At 70.8% G+C, this 18,591-nt stretch carries 19 protein-coding genes and 1 tRNA gene; 12 read left to right on the top strand and 8 right to left on the bottom strand.

Annotation, left to right across the window (positions count from 1 at the left end; translation table 11 throughout):
• Positions 1 to 17 precede the first annotated feature (17 nt).
• The 3 genes from N1028_RS04785 (at position 18) to N1028_RS04775 (ending at position 4,435) form a co-directional block, all read left to right on the top strand.
• Complete coding sequence (locus N1028_RS04785; protein ID WP_259525678.1) at positions 18 to 992, top strand: sigma-70 family RNA polymerase sigma factor; 975 nt, start codon at positions 18 to 20, stop codon at positions 990 to 992.
• A 228-nt stretch (positions 993 to 1,220) separates the two neighbouring features.
• On the top strand, positions 1,221 to 2,360 hold the full coding sequence (locus N1028_RS04780; protein WP_259525676.1) for a hypothetical protein: 1,140 nt from the start codon (positions 1,221 to 1,223) through the stop codon (positions 2,358 to 2,360).
• 122 nt (positions 2,361 to 2,482) lie between these two features.
• Entirely contained in the window at positions 2,483 to 4,435 is a 1,953-nt protein-coding gene (locus N1028_RS04775; RefSeq protein ID WP_259525675.1) for a chaplin family protein, read from the top strand.
• Positions 4,436 to 4,615: 180 nt separating this feature from the next.
• Here the strand turns inward: N1028_RS04775 and N1028_RS04770 are convergent, their stop codons facing one another.
• From N1028_RS04770 to N1028_RS04740, 7 genes are all read right to left on the bottom strand, one after another.
• Entirely contained in the window at positions 4,616 to 5,962 is a 1,347-nt protein-coding gene (locus N1028_RS04770) for an SGNH/GDSL hydrolase family protein (protein ID WP_259525674.1), read from the bottom strand.
• A gap of 100 nt (positions 5,963 to 6,062) precedes the next feature.
• On the bottom strand, positions 6,063 to 6,920 hold the full coding sequence (locus tag N1028_RS04765) for a prenyltransferase (RefSeq protein WP_259525673.1): 858 nt from the start codon (positions 6,918 to 6,920) through the stop codon (positions 6,063 to 6,065).
• Entirely contained in the window at positions 6,917 to 7,303 is a 387-nt protein-coding gene (locus tag N1028_RS04760; RefSeq protein ID WP_259525672.1) for a lycopene cyclase domain-containing protein, read from the bottom strand. Before N1028_RS04760 ends, N1028_RS04765 begins: the two co-directional genes overlap by 4 nt.
• Positions 7,300 to 7,623 carry a lycopene cyclase domain-containing protein gene (locus tag N1028_RS04755; protein ID WP_259525671.1) on the bottom strand — a complete coding sequence of 108 codons (324 nt, stop codon included), beginning with the start codon at positions 7,621 to 7,623 and terminating at the stop codon, positions 7,300 to 7,302. Before N1028_RS04755 ends, N1028_RS04760 begins: the two co-directional genes overlap by 4 nt.
• 4 nt (positions 7,624 to 7,627) lie before the next feature.
• Complete coding sequence (gene crtI / locus N1028_RS04750; protein WP_259525898.1) at positions 7,628 to 9,367, bottom strand: phytoene desaturase family protein; 1,740 nt, start codon at positions 9,365 to 9,367, stop codon at positions 7,628 to 7,630.
• Between the two features lie 80 nt (positions 9,368 to 9,447).
• A complete protein-coding gene (locus N1028_RS04745) occupies positions 9,448 to 10,377 on the bottom strand; it encodes a phytoene/squalene synthase family protein (protein ID WP_259525670.1) in 930 nt (309 codons plus the stop codon).
• Positions 10,374 to 11,444: a polyprenyl synthetase family protein gene (locus tag N1028_RS04740; protein ID WP_259525669.1), complete on the bottom strand. Its 1,071-nt coding sequence runs from the start codon at positions 11,442 to 11,444 to the stop codon at positions 10,374 to 10,376. The genes N1028_RS04745 and N1028_RS04740 overlap by 4 nt, the downstream gene beginning before the upstream one ends.
• A gap of 46 nt (positions 11,445 to 11,490) precedes the next feature.
• Here N1028_RS04740 and idi point away from each other — a divergent pair, with 46 nt between their 5' ends.
• Positions 11,491 to 12,012 carry an isopentenyl-diphosphate Delta-isomerase gene (gene idi, locus N1028_RS04735; RefSeq protein WP_259525668.1) on the top strand — a complete coding sequence of 174 codons (522 nt, stop codon included), beginning with the start codon at positions 11,491 to 11,493 and terminating at the stop codon, positions 12,010 to 12,012.
• Between the two features lie 100 nt (positions 12,013 to 12,112).
• Positions 12,113 to 13,534: an alanine--tRNA ligase-related protein gene (locus tag N1028_RS04730; protein ID WP_259525667.1), complete on the top strand. Its 1,422-nt coding sequence runs from the start codon at positions 12,113 to 12,115 to the stop codon at positions 13,532 to 13,534.
• A gap of 82 nt (positions 13,535 to 13,616) precedes the next feature.
• Here N1028_RS04730 and dcd read toward each other — a convergent pair whose 3' ends face one another.
• On the bottom strand, positions 13,617 to 14,222 hold the full coding sequence (dcd, locus tag N1028_RS04725; RefSeq protein ID WP_259525666.1) for a dCTP deaminase: 606 nt from the start codon (positions 14,220 to 14,222) through the stop codon (positions 13,617 to 13,619).
• 64 nt (positions 14,223 to 14,286) lie between these two features.
• On the opposite strand from dcd, the gene N1028_RS04720 reads away from it, so the two are divergent.
• From N1028_RS04720 to N1028_RS04690, 7 genes are all read left to right on the top strand, one after another.
• Positions 14,287 to 14,360, top strand: a tRNA-Gly gene (locus N1028_RS04720).
• 63 nt (positions 14,361 to 14,423) lie between these two features.
• Positions 14,424 to 14,837 (top strand): DoxX family protein, encoded by a 414-nt coding sequence (locus tag N1028_RS04715; RefSeq protein ID WP_259525665.1) that lies wholly within the window; start codon positions 14,424 to 14,426, stop codon positions 14,835 to 14,837.
• Complete coding sequence (locus N1028_RS04710; RefSeq protein WP_259525664.1) at positions 14,834 to 15,796, top strand: nucleoside hydrolase; 963 nt, start codon at positions 14,834 to 14,836, stop codon at positions 15,794 to 15,796. The genes N1028_RS04715 and N1028_RS04710 overlap by 4 nt, the downstream gene beginning before the upstream one ends.
• Positions 15,793 to 16,875, top strand: coding sequence for an MBL fold metallo-hydrolase (locus N1028_RS04705; protein WP_259525663.1), 1,083 nt, complete (start codon positions 15,793 to 15,795; stop codon positions 16,873 to 16,875). Before N1028_RS04710 ends, N1028_RS04705 begins: the two co-directional genes overlap by 4 nt.
• The gene (locus tag N1028_RS04700; RefSeq protein WP_259525662.1) at positions 16,875 to 17,537 is read left to right on the top strand and encodes a dienelactone hydrolase family protein; all 663 of its coding nucleotides are present in this window, start codon (positions 16,875 to 16,877) and stop codon (positions 17,535 to 17,537) included. Before N1028_RS04705 ends, N1028_RS04700 begins: the two co-directional genes overlap by 1 nt.
• An 11-nt stretch (positions 17,538 to 17,548) precedes the next feature.
• On the top strand, positions 17,549 to 17,851 hold the full coding sequence (locus N1028_RS04695; protein ID WP_259525661.1) for a DUF2470 domain-containing protein: 303 nt from the start codon (positions 17,549 to 17,551) through the stop codon (positions 17,849 to 17,851).
• A gap of 82 nt (positions 17,852 to 17,933) precedes the next feature.
• Positions 17,934 to 18,587, top strand: a complete 654-nt coding sequence (locus N1028_RS04690; protein ID WP_259525660.1) for a biliverdin-producing heme oxygenase — start codon at positions 17,934 to 17,936, stop codon at positions 18,585 to 18,587.
• Positions 18,588 to 18,591: the final 4 nt, after the last annotated feature.

The following is an 18,591-nucleotide window of genomic DNA, read 5'->3' as shown; positions in this document are numbered from 1 at the left end:
GCAGATACGGAGATGACATGTCACGCACAGCAGTCACGACAGCCCCTGAGATCGACGACGCCGAGCCCCAGGCGCGTCTGACCGACATCCGCGGCGCCTCCGAGGACCCGGTGAAGGACTACCTCCGCCAGATCGGCCGCACCCCCCTGCTCACCGCCGAAGACGAGGTCGACCTCGGCCGGCGCATCGAGGTGGGCGTGCTCGCCGACGAGAAGCTGTCGGAGACCCCCCTCATGGATGCCACGCTCAAGCGCGAGCTGCAGTGGCTCGCCCGCGATGGACAGGCTGCCAAGCGCCAGCTCATCCAGGCCAACCTCCGTCTCGTCGTCTCCATCGCCAAGCGCTACCTCGAGCGCGGGCTGCCCTTCCTCGACCTGATCCAGGAGGGCAACATCGGCCTCGTGCGTGCGGTCGAGAAGTTCGACTACCAGGCCGGCTTCAAGTTCTCCACCTACGGCTCGTGGTGGATCAAGCAGTCGATCAACCGCGCCCTCGCCGACAGCGGGCGCATCATCCGCATCCCCGTGCACACGTCGGAGAAGATCTCGGCGATCACGCGCATGCAGCGCCGGCTCATGATCGAGCTCGGCCGCGAGGCCACGATCGACGAGGTGGCCTCCGCCGTCGACCTGCCGCCGCAGAAGGTGCAGGAGCTCATCCGCCACGGTCGCGACACGGTGTCGATCCACACGCCCGTCGGAGACGACGACGCCGAGCTCGGCGACCTGATCGAGGACACCACGCAGGCCCAGCCCTTCGATGCCGCTGCGGCGTCGCTGCAGCACCATGACCTGTCGGTGGCGCTCGCCACCCTGCCTCCGCGCGAGGCGCGCGTCGTGTGCATGCGGTTCGGCCTCGATGGTGAAGACCCCATGTCGTTCGACCAGATCGGCGACGTGCTCGGGGTCTCGCGTGAGCGGGCCCGACAGATCCAGCGTCGTGCGCTCGGCATGCTCCGCGACGAGTCGCTGCACGACTACCTGATCGCGTAGTCGCACGAGTATTAAGAGGAGTCGCCCTTCGGGGTGGCTCCTCTTTTTCGTGCCCGCTTCATGCCGATGGTGGCCCACCTCCAGTGCGTCAGGCGAGTGGGTTCTCACTACTGAGCAAACTACTGAGGGACTACTGAAGCTCCGCGGAACGTGGAGGCGCGGGCCTTGACGCGACAGGTGTCGAGGAGTGGTGTGGACGTAACTATCCGAAGAAGGAGGTGACGCCCCGTGGACGCAATGACGAACGACGACCAGATCGAACCCGCTCGCACGCGCTCGGGCCGTTTCCTGCGCATCGGCCTGGGAGCCGTCGGCGTCGCCGCCGGGCTCCTGGTGGCGGGCGCCGTCTTCGGTGGTTCGCCGGCCTCTGCCGCCGAGGGCGATCCGCTGCTCGGCGGCGTGCTCGAGGGCGTCGGGTCGACGGTGTCGTCGGTGGATCCCGCGCTCGGGTCGGTCACGGACGTCGTCGACCGGGTCGTGTCGGGCGTCACGGAGAACGTCGTGACGCCGGTCGTCGAGCCCGTCGTCGAAGCGCTCCCTGAGCCGGTCGAGGCTCCCGTGGCCGAGGTCGTGGAGGTCGTCCCCGAGGTCACCCAGGCCGTCTCCGACGTGGTGGATTCTGCGCCCGTCGAGTCGGTGGTGACGCCGGTCGCCGAGGCCGTCGACGGAGTCGTCGCGGCCCTGCCGGTCGTTCCCGAAGTCGTCGGGTCGGCGCCGGTCGGCACCGTCACCGCACCGGTCGCCGGCACCGTGGACGGCGCCCTCGAGGGTGTCTCCGGAGCTGTTCTCCCGGCGGTCGACGGGGTCGTCGCCCCGGTCGTGGATGCTCCCGCCGACGGCGGCCAGATCCCCGGATTCCCGAGCATCCCGGTCGTTCCCGGAGACCCCGGCACCCCCGGCACCGATGGCTCCGGCCTCGGCATCGACGCCGATCTCCCCGGTTTCTCCGCCCTTCCTACGGGCCTCGCCGGCGGCTCGGTCGTCGCGTCTCCGGCGATCAGCGGATCGGCCCTGGCCGCGTCCCTCGCGCTTTTCTCCACCTCCGCGCCGGCCCCCGCCGGCACGTCCATCGATGCTCCCACGGCAGCGCCAGCTGCGACTGCACCGGGTGCCTCCGGAACACCTTCGGCCCCCGGTGGCGGCAGTTCCCCGTTCTCACCGGGCGGGCTCGGCGGCGACGTCGCGCCTCTGCCGTCGTCGTCCTCGGGAGCCGGCAGCGCCGGTGCGGCGGGCGCGGGCACCCCCGTGGGCGCCGAGTTCTCCGCTGCGGGCCTCGGGCCCGCGGTGAGCGTCATCCTCTCCGGTATCGCGGCCGACGACGACCTCCCGTCGTCGCCGGTGCACGACACCGACACCTCTCCTGACTGAGTAGGTTCCGACCCTGCCCCGACCGCCCTCCGGTCGTGGTGGCAGGGAGACGGACCCTCGCGCCCCCGCGATCTCCGCGGGCCTTCGGCGCACACCTACTCACCAGTTTGGAGAACATCCTCATGAACAAGTACGTCTCGAGAGGGCTGCTCACAGTCCTCATCACCGGTGGCCTCTGCGCCGTCGGGGCGGGAGTCGCGAACGCAGCCGGCACGGACGGCTCCGACGGCGCGGCCTCCGGAAACCAGGCCCTGATCCAGATCGACCTCCCGATCGACATCGGCGGCAACGGCATCTCCGTCATCGGAGACAGCACCTCCGACGGCAGCTCGGTCGCACCCGTTGCACCTGCCCCCGAGCCGGCCGCCCCCGTGGTGGAGGCGCCGGTCGAGGAGGCGCCCGCACCGGAGCCTGCCCCGGCTGAGCCCGTGTACGAGCCCGGTCCGGTCATCGTGCCCAACCCGTCGGCCCCGGCCCCGGAGCCGGCACCGGCAGAGCCCGAGGCACCGGCTCCGACCACCGACGGCAGCGACTCGCTGCTCGGTGGCAACCAGGGCGTGGTCGATGTCGACATCCCGATCACGATCGGCGGCAACGGCATCAGCGTGATCGGCGACTCCGAGTCCACCGGATCCGACAACACCGCAGGCACCGGAACGGGCACCGGCAGCACCGGCGGCTCGACCACCGGTGAGGACAGCGTCGCCGGGGGCAACCAGCTCCCCATCGACATCGACGCCCCCATCACGATCGGCGGCAACGGTGTCTCGGTGATCGGCGACTCGAGCTCGTCCGGTTCGGAGAACGGCACCACGACCGGATCGGGTGCTCCCGCCACCGGCAGCACGTCCGGTGAGGACGGCGTCGCCGGGGGCAACCAGCTCCCGATCGACGTGAGTGCCCCGGTCACGATCGGCGGCAACGCCATCAGCGTGATCGGCGACTCCGAGTCCGACGGCTCCGACATCACCACCGACGCCGGCACCCCCGGCACCGGCACCGCGGGCACCGGATCCACGGGTGGCACCACCACCGGCGAGGACGGCGTCGCGGGCGGCAACCAGGTCAACCCCGTCGTCACCCTCCCGGTCACCATCGGCGGCAACGGCATCTCCGTCATCGGAGACTCCAGCACCGACGGATCCGACATCACCACCGACGCCGGCAACGGCGGCGGCACCGGCACCGGTGACGGCGCCACCACCGACGGCAGCGACAGCGTCGCCGGCGGCAACCAGGTCACCCCGATCATCACCCTCCCGGTGATCATCGGCGGCAACGGCGTCTCCGGCATCGGAGACTCCAGCACCGACGGATCCGACATCACCACCGACGCCGGCAACGGCACCGGCACCGGTGACGGCGCCACCACCGACGGCAGCGACAGCGTCGCCGGCGGCAACCAGGTCACCCCGATCATCACCCTCCCGGTGATCATCGGCGGCAACGGCGTCTCCGGCATCGGCGACTCCGAGACCGGCGGATCGACCATCGTCACCGCCCCCGGTGGCACCGGCGGCGACCCGACCACCGACGGCGAAGGGAGCATCGGGGGCGGGAACCAGATCATCCCCGTCGTCGACCTCCCCGTTATCGTGGGCGGCAACGGCGTCTGCGTGATCGGTGACTGCACCACCACCGACAGCACCATCGACCCGACCGACCCGGTGGACCCGACGGACCCGACCGACCCGACCGACCCGGTCGACCCGACGGACCCGACGGACCCCACGGACCCGACGGACCCCACGGACCCGACCGATCCGGTCGACCCCACGGACCCGACCGACCCCACGGACCCGACGACTCCGACCAACCCGGTCGACCCGACGGACCCGACGGTTCCCTCGACCCCCGTCACCCCGGTGACCCCGGTTGACACCACCCCCGGCACCAGCACCCCCTCCGGCGGCAGCACCACCCCCGTCGCCGGCGGAAGCACCGGATCCGACAGCGGAACCCTCGCCCTCACGGGAGGCAACCCCCTCCCCCTGATCGGCGGACTCCTCCTGCTCATCCTCGCCGGGATCAGCACCCTCCTCCTCGCTCGACGTCAGGCCACCGGCATCCGCTGACCGACACCGAGCAGGAACTTGAGAAGGACTGCGGGGCGCACCCACCTGGTGCGCCCCGCATCACCCTGCCCTCTCGCCCCACCGCCGCCCCGGGGAGCAATCCGGCCGGGACGACGGCGAACTGTCCCTTGATCGCGCGCACCATCCGTCGTTCCCGCCGAGATGGCCGAAACTCCGTCGTCAGCGCGAAGCGGCAGTCGGCACCGGCACAGGCACCGGCGGAGGCACCGGCACCGGCACGAGCTCCGCCACGAGCGCGTGCCCCCGCGCCGAGAAGTGCACCCCATCGGCATCCACGTCGGCACGCAGCAGCGAGCGAGCCCCCGGATCCCGCAGCACCGCGTCGGCATCGAGCACCCCGTCCACCCCGGGAGGCACGAGCGAGAGCCACTCGTTCCAGGCCAGCCGCGTCTGCTCCTCGGCCCCGGTGAGACCTCGCGGCGGCTCGGTCAGCGCGAAGACGGCAGCATCCGGCCACCGCGCCACGACCCCCGCCACGACCTCCGACCAGTCCCGCTCGATCTCGGCGAGTGGATGCCCCCTGGCGATGTCGTTCGACGCGGTCCAGATGGTCACGATGTCGGGCGAGACGTCGGAGAACGCCTCCCACTTCGCCGCCGACGGCGCGAACGCGGAGGCCTCCGCCCCCGGTGCCGCGAGCGACACCGCCACTCCCCCGTGCGACAGCGCCCACTGCTGCGGCCACGCGGTCGACTCGCCGCGCGTGGGGAACGCCTCCGTCGCGAACGACCCCGGCGCGTTGAGCGAATGGCCGACGCTCACGAGCACAGGCGGCGGATCGGCGTCGGATCCCCCGAACCCGTACTCGATCCACACATCGAAGTAGCTGAGGTACTGCGGGGCCCCGCGCACGCCCGGCCCTCCGGCGAGCGCCGCCGCCCCCTCCCCCACATCGGTCCACGACAACCCCTGCGAGGTGGCGAGCCGTGCCCCGGCCGGGGCGGTGAAGCCGATCGCCAGCAGTGAGTCCACCGAAGCATCCAGGGCCATGCGCGACGGCTCGATCCATTCGCTCACGAACCCGCCGCGCGCGAGGTTCACCGTTCCGACGATCCCCACCGGGGTCCCCTCGAAGGCACCCGTCTGGCCGGTCGCGGTGCTCGGATCGAGCGCGTGCGCCCCCACGTGCATCCCGGTCAGCGTCACAGGCGAGTCGTACTCCCGCTCGTCGTCGAACGACCAGTTGCGCACGTGCACCCGGAACGCCTGCGCCGGCACGCTCAACGAGAACGGCAGCCGCATCGAGGCGTCCAGCGGCGCATCCGGGCTCGGCACCGCGCTGTCGATCGTGTGCCCGAAGCTGTAGATCCCGGTGCTCCCGGTCGCCCAGGCCTCACGGGTGAGGGCGTTCCCGTCACCGGATGCGCCGGAGTCGGCGACGACACCGGCCCGGCCGAGCGGCGCACCGCTCCCCGCCGAGAGCGCCCACACCGACACCCCCGCCGCCGCGAGCGCGACCACGGCGCACGCCGCCGCGGCGGCGACCAGAACGCGGGGTCGCTTCATCCCCCGATTCTAGGCAGCCGCACTCTCGCGACGATCGTCGCACGAACCGTTCGCCGGCTCCATGATCGGCGCCGCGAGCATCCGGAGCAGCGCGCCAGCACTACCCCAGCGACCACGTCCAGATCAGCAGCATCGTCACGCCGAACCCGGCCACGAAGTTCAGCCACAGGAACCGCTTCCACCCCGCGTTCGCCCGCTCGGCATCCTCGTCGCGCACCGACACGTACGGCAGGATGCTCACGGCGTACGGCAGGGCCAGCACCGCCGCGAGAGACCCAGGCCACGGAGCGAACAGCAGCAGCACGCCCGCCAGGAGGTACGCCACGAGCGCGAACCGCACGGTCGCGCGCCCCCCGATGACGGTCGCGATCGACCCGATCCCGCCTTCGCGGTCGGCCACGATGTCCTGCACCGCTCCGAACGCGTGGCTCGCGATCCCCCAGAGGAAGAAGGCCCCGAGCACCGCCCAGAGTCCCGGCGTGAAGACGGCCCCCGCGAGCACGAGTCCGTAGACGGCGGGGCTCACGAAGTGCGTGCTCGAGGTGAGCGAGTCGACGAAGGGGCGCTCCTTGAAGCGCAGCCCCGGCGCGCTGTAGGCGATGACCGCGAACACCGAGACGGCGAGCACGAGCCACGACAGCGGCGATCCGACCGCCACCAGGAACACGAGGAACGGCACGTTCGTGATCACGACCGCCCACAGCGTGATGCGGTGGAACGAGCGGTCGAGCACGGCGCCCTCGACCCCGCCCTTGCGCGGGTTGCGGAGGTCGGACTCGTAGTCGAAGACGTCGTTGATGCCGTACATCGCGAGGTTGTAGGGCACGAGGAAGTAGAGGGTGCCGAGCACGAACACGAGGTCGACCTCGCGCGTGGTCATGAGATAGCCCGCCGCGAACGGGAACGCCGTGTTCACCCACGAGAGCGGACGCGACGACAGCAGCAGCGTGCGGATCACCGGCCCGACTCCTTCGGCGAACCTGCCGACGCAGGGGACGCAGGCGACGCCGACCCGGCCCCGTCCCGCCCCCCGAGCAGCACCCAGAGCGAGGGCAGCAGCAGCACCGCCGCGATCGCGTACGCGAAGTCCTCGAGCGGCGCGATCCCCACGAACGCCCCCGAGATGAGCGACGGCTCGTACCCCACGAGCCCCACCCCGATCATGACGTTGTCGAACACCGCGGTCATCACGAGCAGCACCGCCATCGTGACCCCCACGGCCGCGAGCAGGCGTCGACGAGCGGATGCGTCGCCCGCCCTCACGACGAGGCTCACGACCGCCGCCACCACGACCACGACCACCACGGCGAGGAACACCGCGTTCAGCCCCCAGTAGCTCACACCGCCTCCCGCCGTGCGATGAGGAGCGACGCCCCGCGGAACACGTTCATGGTGAGGTAGCACAGCAGGGTCAGGAAGAGGATCTCCTCCACCGGCAGCTCCGGCGCGACCTGCAGCCCGGTCATGAACGACGTCTCGCCCCTGAAGAAGATCCCGAGCCCGATGCCGAACAGGTCCCAGACCAGGAAGAACAGCACCCCTACGGCGAGCACGATCGCGGCCCGCACCGGCCGGTGCCAGAAGAAGAGCCCGAACCTGCGGTCGAGCACCACCATGCCCGTGATCGAGATCGCGAGGGCCACCAGGTAGAGGATGCCCATGCGATCAGCCGCCGGCCGGCGCGAGGGGCTCCGGCAGCGCGGTGGTGCTCGTATCGCCGCGCAGGCGCTTGATCACGAGCTCTGCGCTGATGAGGCACATCGGCAGGCCGATGCCCGGCGTGGTGGAGCCGCCGGCGTAGTAGAGGCCGTCGACCTTCGTGCTGCGGTTGCGCGAGCGGAACATCGCGCTCTGCCGCAGGGTGTGCGCGGGCCCGAGGGCCGTGCCCTCCCACGAATTGAGGTCGGCCACGAAGTCGGCGGGCCCCACGGTGCGCCGCACCACCACGCGCGAGGCGAGATCCGCGATGCCGGCCCACGAGGCGATCTGCTCGATCACGGTGTCGGCGAGCTCCTCGAGGCGCGCGTCTCCCCCGCCGTCGAATCCGCCGGCGCCGATCGAGGGGTCGGCGGGCAGCGGCACGAGCACGAAGAGGTTCTCGTGGCCCTCCGGCGCGACGTCGTGGTCGGTCGCGCTCGGCTTGCAGACGTAGAGCGACGCGGGTGCAGGCACCGAGGTGCCCCGAGTGGCCGCAGGGCCCGATCCGCGCCCGAAGATCTTCTCGAAGTTCTCCCGCCAGTCCTTGGTGAAGAAGAGCGTGTGGTGCTCGAGCTCGGGCAGGTCGCCTTCGACGCCGAGCATGATGAGCAGGGCGCTCGGGCCCGGGGTGCGCTTCGCCCAGTAGCTCTCGGGGTAGGTCTGCAGTTCGGGCAGGAGCATGGTCGTCTCGGTGTGCCAGAGGTCGGCGGTCGACACCACGACGGAGCCGTCGACGGAGTGCGCCCGCCCGTCGCCGTCGGTGTAGTGCACGCCACCGGCGCGCGGCTTCTGGCCCGCGGGGATCTCGGCGACCGGCTCGGGCTCGGTGGCGGTCGACATCTCGCCCGCGAGCACCCGAGCGAGCTCGTCGCGGTCGATCACGTTGGTGTCGAACTCCGTGGTCTCGTAGTCGTAGACGTCGACCGGTGCGGGGACCATCACCGAGGCGCCCTCCACCGCAGTGACGATGCGCGTGACGGTGGCGCCCGTGATGATCTCGACGCCTTCGGCGCGCGCGATCCGCTCGATGGCCGCGATCACCGAGGCGAAGCCGCCGCGGGGGTAGAGCACGCCCTCGGTGAGGTCGAGGTGGCTCATGAGGTGATACATGCTCGGAGCGGAATACGGTGAGGTGCCGAGGAAGACGGCGGGGTAGCCGAGCACCTGGACGAGCCGCGGATCGCGGACCGTACGCCCCGCGAAGCGTGCGAGCGGTTCGGTGAGGAGACGGGCGAGCCGCGGCAGCCGCTTGAGCACGGGGCCGGTGGCGAGAGGGGTGATCTTCTCGAACGTGGAGTACAGGAAGTACTCCTTGGCGAGCTCGTAGGTTTCGGCGGCCGAGTCGAGGTAGCCCGCCATGCGCACTCCCGACCCTGGCTCGATCGACTCGAAGAGGTCGAGGTTGTCGTCGCGGTTCGAGGCGAGGTCGATGGGCGCGAACTCGCCCTCGGAGTACACGCGGTAGCCGGGGTCGAGCTTCACGAGGTCGAGCTCCTCGGCGGCACTCGTGCCGAAGAGCTTGAAGAAGTGGTCGAACACCTCGGGCATGAGATACCAGGAGGGGCCCGTGTCGAAGCGGAAGCCGTCCTTCTCCCAGGTGCCCGCGCGACCGCCGACCGCCTCGTTCTTCTCCAGGAGCGTCACCGTGTGGCCCTCGCGCGCCAGCAGCGCGGCGGTCGCGAGCCCGCTGATGCCGCCACCGATCACGACCGCCCTGCCCGGGGCTCCGTGTTCGCCTCCGAGCTCGGCTCCGGCGAGGTCGTCGTGGTCGTTCGTGTGCTCTGCGGTCACTCGGTCGTGTCTCCTTCATGCGCATCCGGTCGCCGCCGGGGGAGCCGGCCGAGGGCCGCCCCTGCAGCTATTCTCGCCTTGACGGGGTTCGGAACCCGGATGCGGGTCTCGGCGAGTACGGCGGCGGGCGTGGCGCGCAGCCGGTCGGTCAGCTCCTCGAACAGTCCCTGCGCGAGCGCGACGGCACGGCGGCTCGAGGGCGGGAGGCCCGGCAGGCACGTGCGCGCGATGCGGAGGTCCTCGTCGATGTCGGCCACGATCCTGGCCTTCTCGGCCTCGGTGAAGGTGTTCACGTCGATGCCGGGGAAGTAGCTCCGGCCGAGCGTGCCGAAGTCGGCCGCGAGATCGCGGAGGAAGTTGATCTTCTGGAAGGCCGCACCGAGGTGCCGCGCGCCGTCGACGAGGGCGGCGCGCTGAGCCGTGCTCCGCTTGCGGGCTGCGGGATCGGCCAGGAACGCCTGCAGGCACATCAGCCCCACCACCTCGGCCGATCCGTAGACGTAGTCGTCGAACGACTCCTGCGTGTGCGTGGTGGCCGAGAGGTCGGCGCGCATCGAGCGGAAGAACGGCTCGACGAGGTCGGTGCCGATCCCCACTCGGCGGGCCGTGAGGCAGAAGGCGTGCACCACGAGGTTGGTGCTGTAGCCGCAGTCGAGCGCGGCCGCCGTCTCCTGCTCCAGAGCGTCGAGGCAGGCGGCGATCCGCTCGGGCTCGAGGTCGGCCGAGGCGGCGACCCCGTCGACGACCTCGTCGGCCAGGCGCACGAGGCCGTAGATGTTCTCCACGTCCTGGCGCACGGGGTGGGCGAGCAGCCGGGAGGCGAGCCCGAACGAGGTCGAGTAGCGGCGGATGACGATCGAGGAGGTCTCCATGGCCACCCGGTCGTAGAGCGACGGATCACCGGTGAAGCGGCGCGCTGCGCTCATCGCACCCGGCCCAGCACCGCGGCCACGATGGGGCGGAACTCCTCACGCACGGTCCCGGGCAGGTCGTCTCCCACGAGTGCCTCCCAGGCGCGGTTGGCGAAGTCGCGGGCGAGGGCCTCGGCGAAGCGGCGCGAGCCGATCTCCTCGAGCACGGTGCGGATGCGGTCGCCCTCCTCCGCGGTGAGGTCGGGGCGGCCGAAGAGGTCGGAGACCTCGGCCCACTGCGGATGCCCCACGGCGTGGGCGAGCAGCACGGTGCGCTTGCCCTCGCGCAAGTCGCCGAGGGTCGTCTTGCCCGTGGCACCCTCGTCGCCGAACACCCCGAGGAGGTCGTCGACGATCTGGTAGGCGATGCCGATGTCGCGGCCGAACGTCGACAGCGCGGCGATGGCCTCGGGCGACCCGCCCGCCAGCACGGCCCCGGCGGCGAGCGGACCCTCGAACGAGTAGCCGGCGGTCTTCAGCGCCTCCATCTCGATGATCTCGTCGACGGTCGGCGGCTCGGCCCGGATGGAGAAGTCGACGTCGTAGAGCTCGCCCGCGGCGGAGACGAACATCGCCTCGTCGAGGATGTCGTGCAGGCGCGTGCGGAGGAGGCCGTCGACCCCCGACCTGTCGATCAGGCGGTAGGAGTTGAACAGCGCGAGGTCGCCCGCGATGATCGCGACCGACATGCCACGGTGCTCGGCGGTGGGCAGCGGGATCCCGGCGGTCGTGGCGATGTCGCGGTAGCTGCCGGAGACGTTGGGCCCGCCGCGCCGCACGAAGTCACGGTCGATCACGTCGTCGTGCACGATGAGCGCGGTGTGCAGGAGCTCGAAGGCGGCGCCCACGTGGGCCGCGGCGTCGAGGTCGGTTCCGCCGAGGGACTCGTAGGCGGCCATGACCATGCGCGGCCGGAAGCGCTTGCCTCCCGAGGCGTTGCGCTCGAGGGTCTGCCAGAGGGCGGCGTAGGGGGCGCCCAGGGCTTTCGCACGGTAGTGGGAATCGCTGAAGAATGCCGCCAGAACCCGCTCGACGTGCTGTTGTCGGCGGTCCGACACCGCGACCAGATCGTGCGTGTCCACCTTCCCCAGGTTACATGGTTGCCAAGTAATAAAGGACAATAGTGAAATGAGTGCCGTGATCGAACAGGTGATCCTCCTCTCCGACGACGGAGCTCCCATCGGCACGGCCGACAAGGTCTCGGTGCACACCGACGACACCCCCCTGCACCTCGCCTTCTCCTGCCACGTCTTCGACGACGAGGGGCGGATCCTGGTCACGCGGCGAGCGCTGTCCAAGCTCACCTGGCCGGGGGTCTGGACGAACTCGTTCTGCGGGCATCCCGCACCGGGTGAGGATCCGCGCGAGGCCGTGCTGCGCCGGGCGCGCACCGAGCTCGGTCTCGAGATCGCGGAGCTCGAGCTCACCCTCCCCGACTTCCGCTACCTCGCCATCGACGCCTCGGGCATCGTGGAGAACGAGATCTGCCCCGTCTACATCGCCCGAGCCGCCGGGCCCATCGAGGCGAACCCGTCCGAGGTGGCCGAGTGGCGCTGGGCCGACGCGGCCGAGCTGCAGCACTCCGTCGCGCTCACGCCCTGGGCCTTCAGCCCGTGGCTCGCACTGCAGCTCCCCCAGCTCACCCTCTGACCTGCTGGCCTGCTGACCCGTTGGCCTGCTGACCGGCTGACCCTCTTGGCCCCACGATGGGCGCTGCCGGGCGGGCGGTCGGCTCTGCCATGCTGAGGGCATGGACGCCCACGACATCCGCAACTCCTACCTCGCCTTCCTCGAGAAGAACGGGCACACCGTCATCGACCGCGCCCCCCTCGTGCCCCGCGGCGACACCAGCACGCTCTTCAACGGCAGCGGGATGCAGTCCCTGCTCCCCTACCTGCTCGGCGCCGAGCATCCGGCCGGGCAGCGCCTGACCGACAGCCAGCCCTGCGTGCGCGCCCAGGACATCGACGACGTGGGCGACAACCGCCACACCACCTTCTTCGAGATGCTCGGCAACTGGTCGCTCGGCGACTACTTCAAGGAGGAGCAGATCCGCCAGTTCTTCACCTTCCTGGTGGACATCGTGGGCCTGGATCCCGAGCACATCTACGTGACCTGTTTCATCGGCGACCCGGCCAACGGCATCCCGCGCGACGACGAGGCCGCCGGCATCTGGGCGACCGTCTTCGGCGAGCGCGGCGTCTCGAACGGCATCGCCGAGATCGGCTCGCAGGAGGACGGGGATCGGCGCGGCGTGCTCCCCGGCGAGCGCGTCTTCTTCTACGACGGCGGCGAGAACTGGTGGTCGCGCGGCGGATCGCTCGAGGCGACGCCCATCGGCGACCCGTGCGGTCCCGACAGCGAGGTGTTCTACGACTTCGGGGCGGCGCACCAGGATCCCGCCTACGGCAAGGCGCACCCGGCGAGCGACGGCGGCCAGTTCATGGAGATCGGCAACCAGGTCTTCATGCAGTACCGGCGCCTGCCCGACGGGAGCTTCGAGGAGCTCGCCAAGCGGAACGTCGACTTCGGCGGCGGGCTCGAGCGCATCGCGGCTGCCTCGATCGGCTCCGACGACGTCTTCCGCATCTCGCTGCTCTGGCCCATCATCGCCAAGCTCGAGGAGCTCACGGGCCGCTCCTACGACGACGAGACCGCCTCGATGCGGATCATCGCCGACCACCTGCGCGGCGCCACCTTTCTCGCGGTCGACGGCGTGCGGCCCTCCAACAAGGAGCAGGGCTACGTGATGCGCCGGCTGCTGCGCAGGGCCATCCGCCTCGCCCTCTCGCTCGGGCTCACCGAGAACTTCTTCTCCGAGATCGTGCCCGTGATCGCCGACCTCTACGCGGCCGACTACCCCGAGGTGGCGGCGTCGCGTGACGAGGTCGTGGCGGTGCTGGTGAAGGAGGAGAACTCGTTCCGGCGCACGCTCGAGGGAGGTCTCGTGGCCCTCGCCGAGTACCAGGGCGGCACGCTCACGGGCACGGATGTGTTCCGGCTCTCGGACACCCACGGGTTCCCGAAGGAGCTCTCGGTGGAGGAGGCCAGGCGCCTGGGCATCGAGGTCGCCGCCGACTGGGAGGCCGCCTTCGCCGAGGCGCTCGAGGAGCAGCGCGCCCGTTCCCGTGGGGCGACGCGGCTCGGTGCCGCGGGCCTCCCCCACGCCTGAGGTCTGCCGAGCCGTCACCTTTCACGCCAAATCCTGCTGAGAGGGGTGGAAAGTGACGGCTCGGCAGAGGTGAGGTCTGCCGCTAGCCGCCGAGGCTGCCGTCGTCGGTGGCCGAGACGTCGGTGCGGTGGAAGTTGAGGTGCGAGCGCGAGGCCGTCGGCCCCCGCTGACCCTGGTAGCGCGAGAGGTACTCGCTCGAGCCGTACGGCCTCTCGGTGGGGCTCGAGAGCTGGAAGAAGCAGAGCTGGCCGATCTTCATGCCCGGCCAGAGCTTGATCGGCAGCGTCGCGACGTTCGAGAGCTCGAGCGTCACGTGGCCCGAGAAGCCGGGGTCGATGAAGCCGGCGGTCGAGTGGGTGAGGAGCCCCAGCCGGCCGAGCGAGCTCTTGCCCTCGAGCCGGGCGGCGATGTCGTCGGGCAGCCCCACGCGCTCGTAGGTGGCGCCGAGCACGAACTCACCGGGGTGCAGGATGAAGGGCTCGTCGGGCTTCGCCTCGATCAGCCGGGTCAGCTCGGGCTGATCCTCGGCGGGATCGATGAAGGGGTACTTGTGGTTGTCGAACAGCCGGAAGTAGCGGTCGAGCCGCACGTCGACCGACGAGGGCTGCACCATCGCCTCCTCGAACGGCTCGAGGCTGACGCGGTTCTCACGGATCTGGGTGCGGATGTCGCGGTCGGAGAGGAGCACGCAGTCAGTGTAGCGGCGCGTCCACGCGCTATGATGGCTCTCGTCCGCGCTCAGGCCGGGCGTCGCGGATGTAGTTCAATGGTAGAACTTCAGCTTCCCAAGCTGATAGCGCGGGTTCGATTCCCGTCATCCGCTCCACGAGACCACTCTGCGCCAGCGATCCGTTCGCCATCCGCCCGCCGCAGGGAGCAGGATGTGTTCATGACTCCTCAGAAGAAGCGCTCCGTCGCCCGCACGCTCGGCCGGGTGGGCCTCGGGCTCGCCCTCGTGTTCGCGGGGGTCAGCCATCTCACGTTCGCGCGTGACGACTTCAAGGCACAGGTGCCCGGCTTCGCGAAGGAGCTGGCCCCCCAGGGCGAGGACCAGGTCGTGCTCGCGTCGGGCGTCGCCGAGATCGCGCTCGGCCTCTCCTTCCTCGTGCTGCCGAAGCAGAAGGAGGCCGTGGGGAACGTCGCGGCCGTGTTCTTCAGCGCCATCTTCCCCGGCAACGTCTCCCAGTGGGTGAACCGTCGGAGCGCGTTCGGGCTCGACACCGACGGCAAGCGGTTCGCGCGGCTGTTCTTCCAGCCTGGGCTCGTTGCCCTGGCCCTCTGGTCGACCCGCACACCGCGATGACCCACCGCGTCATCCTCGACGTCGACACCGGGGTCGACGATGCGATGGCGATCCTCATGGCGGTCGCGCATCCCGAGATCGAGGTGCTCGGCATCACATGCGTCGAGGGGAATACATCCGTCGACAACGTCGTGTCGAACACCCTGGCAGTGCTCGACACCGCTGGCGCCCCCGACATCCCGGTGGCAGCTGGGGCGAGGAGGCCGCTGATCGAGCCGTCGCGGCCGTCGCACGTGCATGGCTCGGACGGCATGGGCGATCTCGGCCTCCCTCGCTCCGCCAGGATCGCCGACTCCCGGCACGCGGTCGACCTCCTGCACGACCTGCTGACTCAGAGCGAAGTCCCCGTGACGATCATCGCCCTCGCTCCGCAGACGAACCTGGCGCTGCTGCTCCGACAGCACCCCGAGGTCGCCGGCCGCCTCGAGCGGATCCTCTTCATGGGCGGCTCCGCCTCAGGCGGCAACGCCACGGCCGTCGCCGAGTTCAACGTCTGGCACGACCCCGAGGCCGCCGCGATCGCCCTCGATGCGGGCGTGCCCGCCTTCATGTACGGCCTCGACGTCTTCAACCAGGTCACCATCGACGAAGCGGATGCGGATGCGCTCCGCGACGGCCTCACCGCATCCGGCCGGCTCGCGGGAGCGCTGCTGCACTTCCAGATGGCCGACGACCCCGTGAGCGCCTCCTATGGCGGACACATCGGCGACGCCGGAGCGGTGTGCGCGCTCGTCGACCCCGCGGCCCTGCGCGTGGAGCGCCTCCCCGTGCGCGTCGAGCTCGCCGGGCACAGCCGCGGCCAGACGGTGGTCGACCGCCGGCAGCGGGCGGGTGAGGACACCGTCCACGGGGGTTCACCGGCGGGTGGTGCGGCCGCGCACCCGGTCGACGTCGCCCTCGACGTCGACGTGCCCCGCTTCGCCCGGCTCTTCCTCGACACGATCGCCCGGCTGCCGTGACCCCCGGCCGCCCCGCGCACCTCCTCCGGCCCCTGCAGGCCCTCGACCCGGAGGAGCTGCGTGCCGAGGCGGAGGGCGACCGGGCACCGGGAGCCAAGGAGATCGGGCCGGGCCTCTGGGTGCTGCCGCAGCCCACCGGGTTGGAGCATCCGCCCCGCTTCACCCTGAGCTACCTCCTCGAGGACGAGCGGGGCGGGCTGCACCTCATCGACCCCGGTGTCGACGACACCGGCAACCGCGCCCGGCTGAGCGCGCTGCTCACGAGCATCGGGCACTCCGAGTCCGATCTCGCCGGCACGATCGTGACGCACCTCCACGTCGACCACATCGCCCTGGCCGAGCGGCTGCAGCGCGAGCACGGCGTGCCCCTCGCCCTGCACCGGGCAGACCAGGAGGCGGCACGACGGCTGGCCGAGGCGGAGCCGTCGCGGGCGGCCACGACGAGAGCACGGCTGGGGGAGTGGGGCGTGCCCGAGGAGCAGCGTGCGGCACTCGAAGCGGCGGCGGCCGGCATGGCCGACTCCGGCGTGCAGCGCACCCGCCCGGTGAACGCCGACCTGCTGCTCGACGACGACCAGCTGCTCGAGATCCCCGGCCGGGCGATCCGCGTGCTGCCGACCCCTGGCCACACCCCCGGGCACATCGCCCTCGTCGACACGACCGAGCGCCTGCTCTTCACCGGCGACCACCTGCTGCCGTCGATGTTCCCGGGCATCGGGCTGGGCGGCCCCACCCCGGATGCGATCGGCGACTACCTGCGCTCGCTCGAGGCGCTCGAGCCGTTCGCGAGGGTCGAGACCGACGATGACCCCGGCTACCACGTGCTGCCCGGCCACGGGTACCGCTTCACGGGCCTCGCCGATCGTGAGGACACCACCCGGCGTCACCACCTGCGCCGCTCGCAGGAGGTCGCCGCGGTGCTCGCGCGGGCCCCGGATGCGTCGATCTGGCAGATCGCCGAGCGCATCCACTGGACGGCGGGCTTCGAGAACCTGGCGGGGTTCCACCTGCTCTCGGCACTCGCCCAGACCGCGATGCACCGCACCCACCTGGTCATCGAGAGGGCGGAGGGGCGCTGATGCCCGAGTTCGTCGACATCCCCTCGCCCGGCTGGCCGTTGGAGTTCGGCCAGGCCGGCCGACCCGTCGTGGTGATCGTGCACGACGCCTACGGTCGGCTGCCGTACCTCGAGGCCTACGCGAGAGCTCTCGCCGACCAGGGCTTCTTCGTGCAGGTGCCCGACCTCTTCGACGGGCTCGCGACGATCGATCCCGAGGGCGCCGCCGAGCTCGTGGCCGGCCTCGACGAGGGCTTCGCCGTGGCCGCGCTCGAGACGGCCCTCGACCTCGGCCGGGCGACCGCCCCGACGGGCCCGGATGCGCCGCGCGCCGGCGTGATCGGGCTCGGGATCGGCGGTCACCTGGCGCTCCGCCTTGCCCAGCAGGGCGCCGTGGATGCGGTGGTGGTCTACTACGCCTCGCTCACCGAGGAGGAGGCCGGCCTCATCCCGTGCCCCGTGCTCGTGCACCGGCCCGACGACCCGCGCTGGCCGCAGGGGCACGACGCCGACGAGTTCCTCAGCCGCCTCAAGGAGCACGGCACCCCCGTGACCCAGCATCGCTACTCCGGCACCACCGAGGGTTTCGCCAACGCGACCGTGCAGGCGCTGCTCGATCGGAACGCCGCCGCACTGTCGTTCGCGCGCTCGACCTATTTCCTGCAGGCTCAGCTCCTGGACTAGCGTGTGGTGCCGTGACCACTTTCTCGCCTGACATCGTCGACGCCATCCTCCGCCACATGAACGGCGACCACACCGACGACAACCTGCTCATCGCCCGCGCCTTCGTCGACCCCGCCGCCGAATCCGCCACCATGACGGGTCTCGACGGCGACAGGGGAGTGTGGGACGTGACGATCGGCGGCGCCGTGCGGAGCGCATCCGTCGCCTGGCCCGCGGGCCCCATCACCGAGCGCGGGGAGGTGCGCCGCGAGATCGTGGCGCTCTACGACGGCGCCTGCGCGGCTCTCGGAATCGAGCCCCGGCCGCATTCGTGACGAAACTCGTAGGTGTTCCGGGGCGTTCCTCCGCTAAAGTTAGGGCACACTAACTTCGTCTCGAGCGTCTTGGATTGATCGTATGGCTGCTGTAATCCCCTTCTCGCAGGCTCTTCGTGAGCGCACCTGGACCGGTCACAGCGACTCCGAGGGCGCGGGCTTCATGACCGACCTGATGAGCGGCAAGGGCACGCGCGACGACTACATCGCTCTCGTGGCCCAGCACTTCTTCATCTACGAGGCCCTCGAGGCCGCGGCCGACCGCATGAAGAACGATCCCGTGGCCGCCGCGTTCATCTCGCCCAAGCTCACGCGCCTCCCCGCCATCGTGGAGGACCTGCGCTTCCTGATCGGCGACGGCTGGCGCGACCAGATCACCCCGCTGCCCACCACCGCCCGCTACGTGCAGCGCATCAACGAGGTCGCGGCCACCTGGAACGGCGGCTTCATCGCCCACCACTACACGCGCTATCTCGGCGACCTCTCGGGCGGCCAGATCATCCGCACCCTCATGCAGCGCCAGTTCGGCTTCGAGACCAACGGCGTGGGCTTCTACCTCTTCGGTGACATCGCCAAGCCGAAGGAGTTCAAGGAGACCTACCGCACCCAGCTCGACGCGGTCGACTGGGACGACGCGGAGCGCGACCGGGTCATCGACGAGGTGCTCGTGGCCTACCGCTTCAACACCGAGCTCTTCCTTGACCTGGCCGACGCGAAGGCCGCTCAGGTCGCCTGAGCCG

The sequence above is a fragment of the Herbiconiux oxytropis genome, assembly GCF_024979315.1.
Taxonomy (GTDB): domain Bacteria; phylum Actinomycetota; class Actinomycetes; order Actinomycetales; family Microbacteriaceae; genus Herbiconiux; species Herbiconiux oxytropis.
The sequence above is the reverse complement of the archived record's forward strand: the minus strand, read 5'-3'. Positions and strand labels throughout refer to the sequence as shown.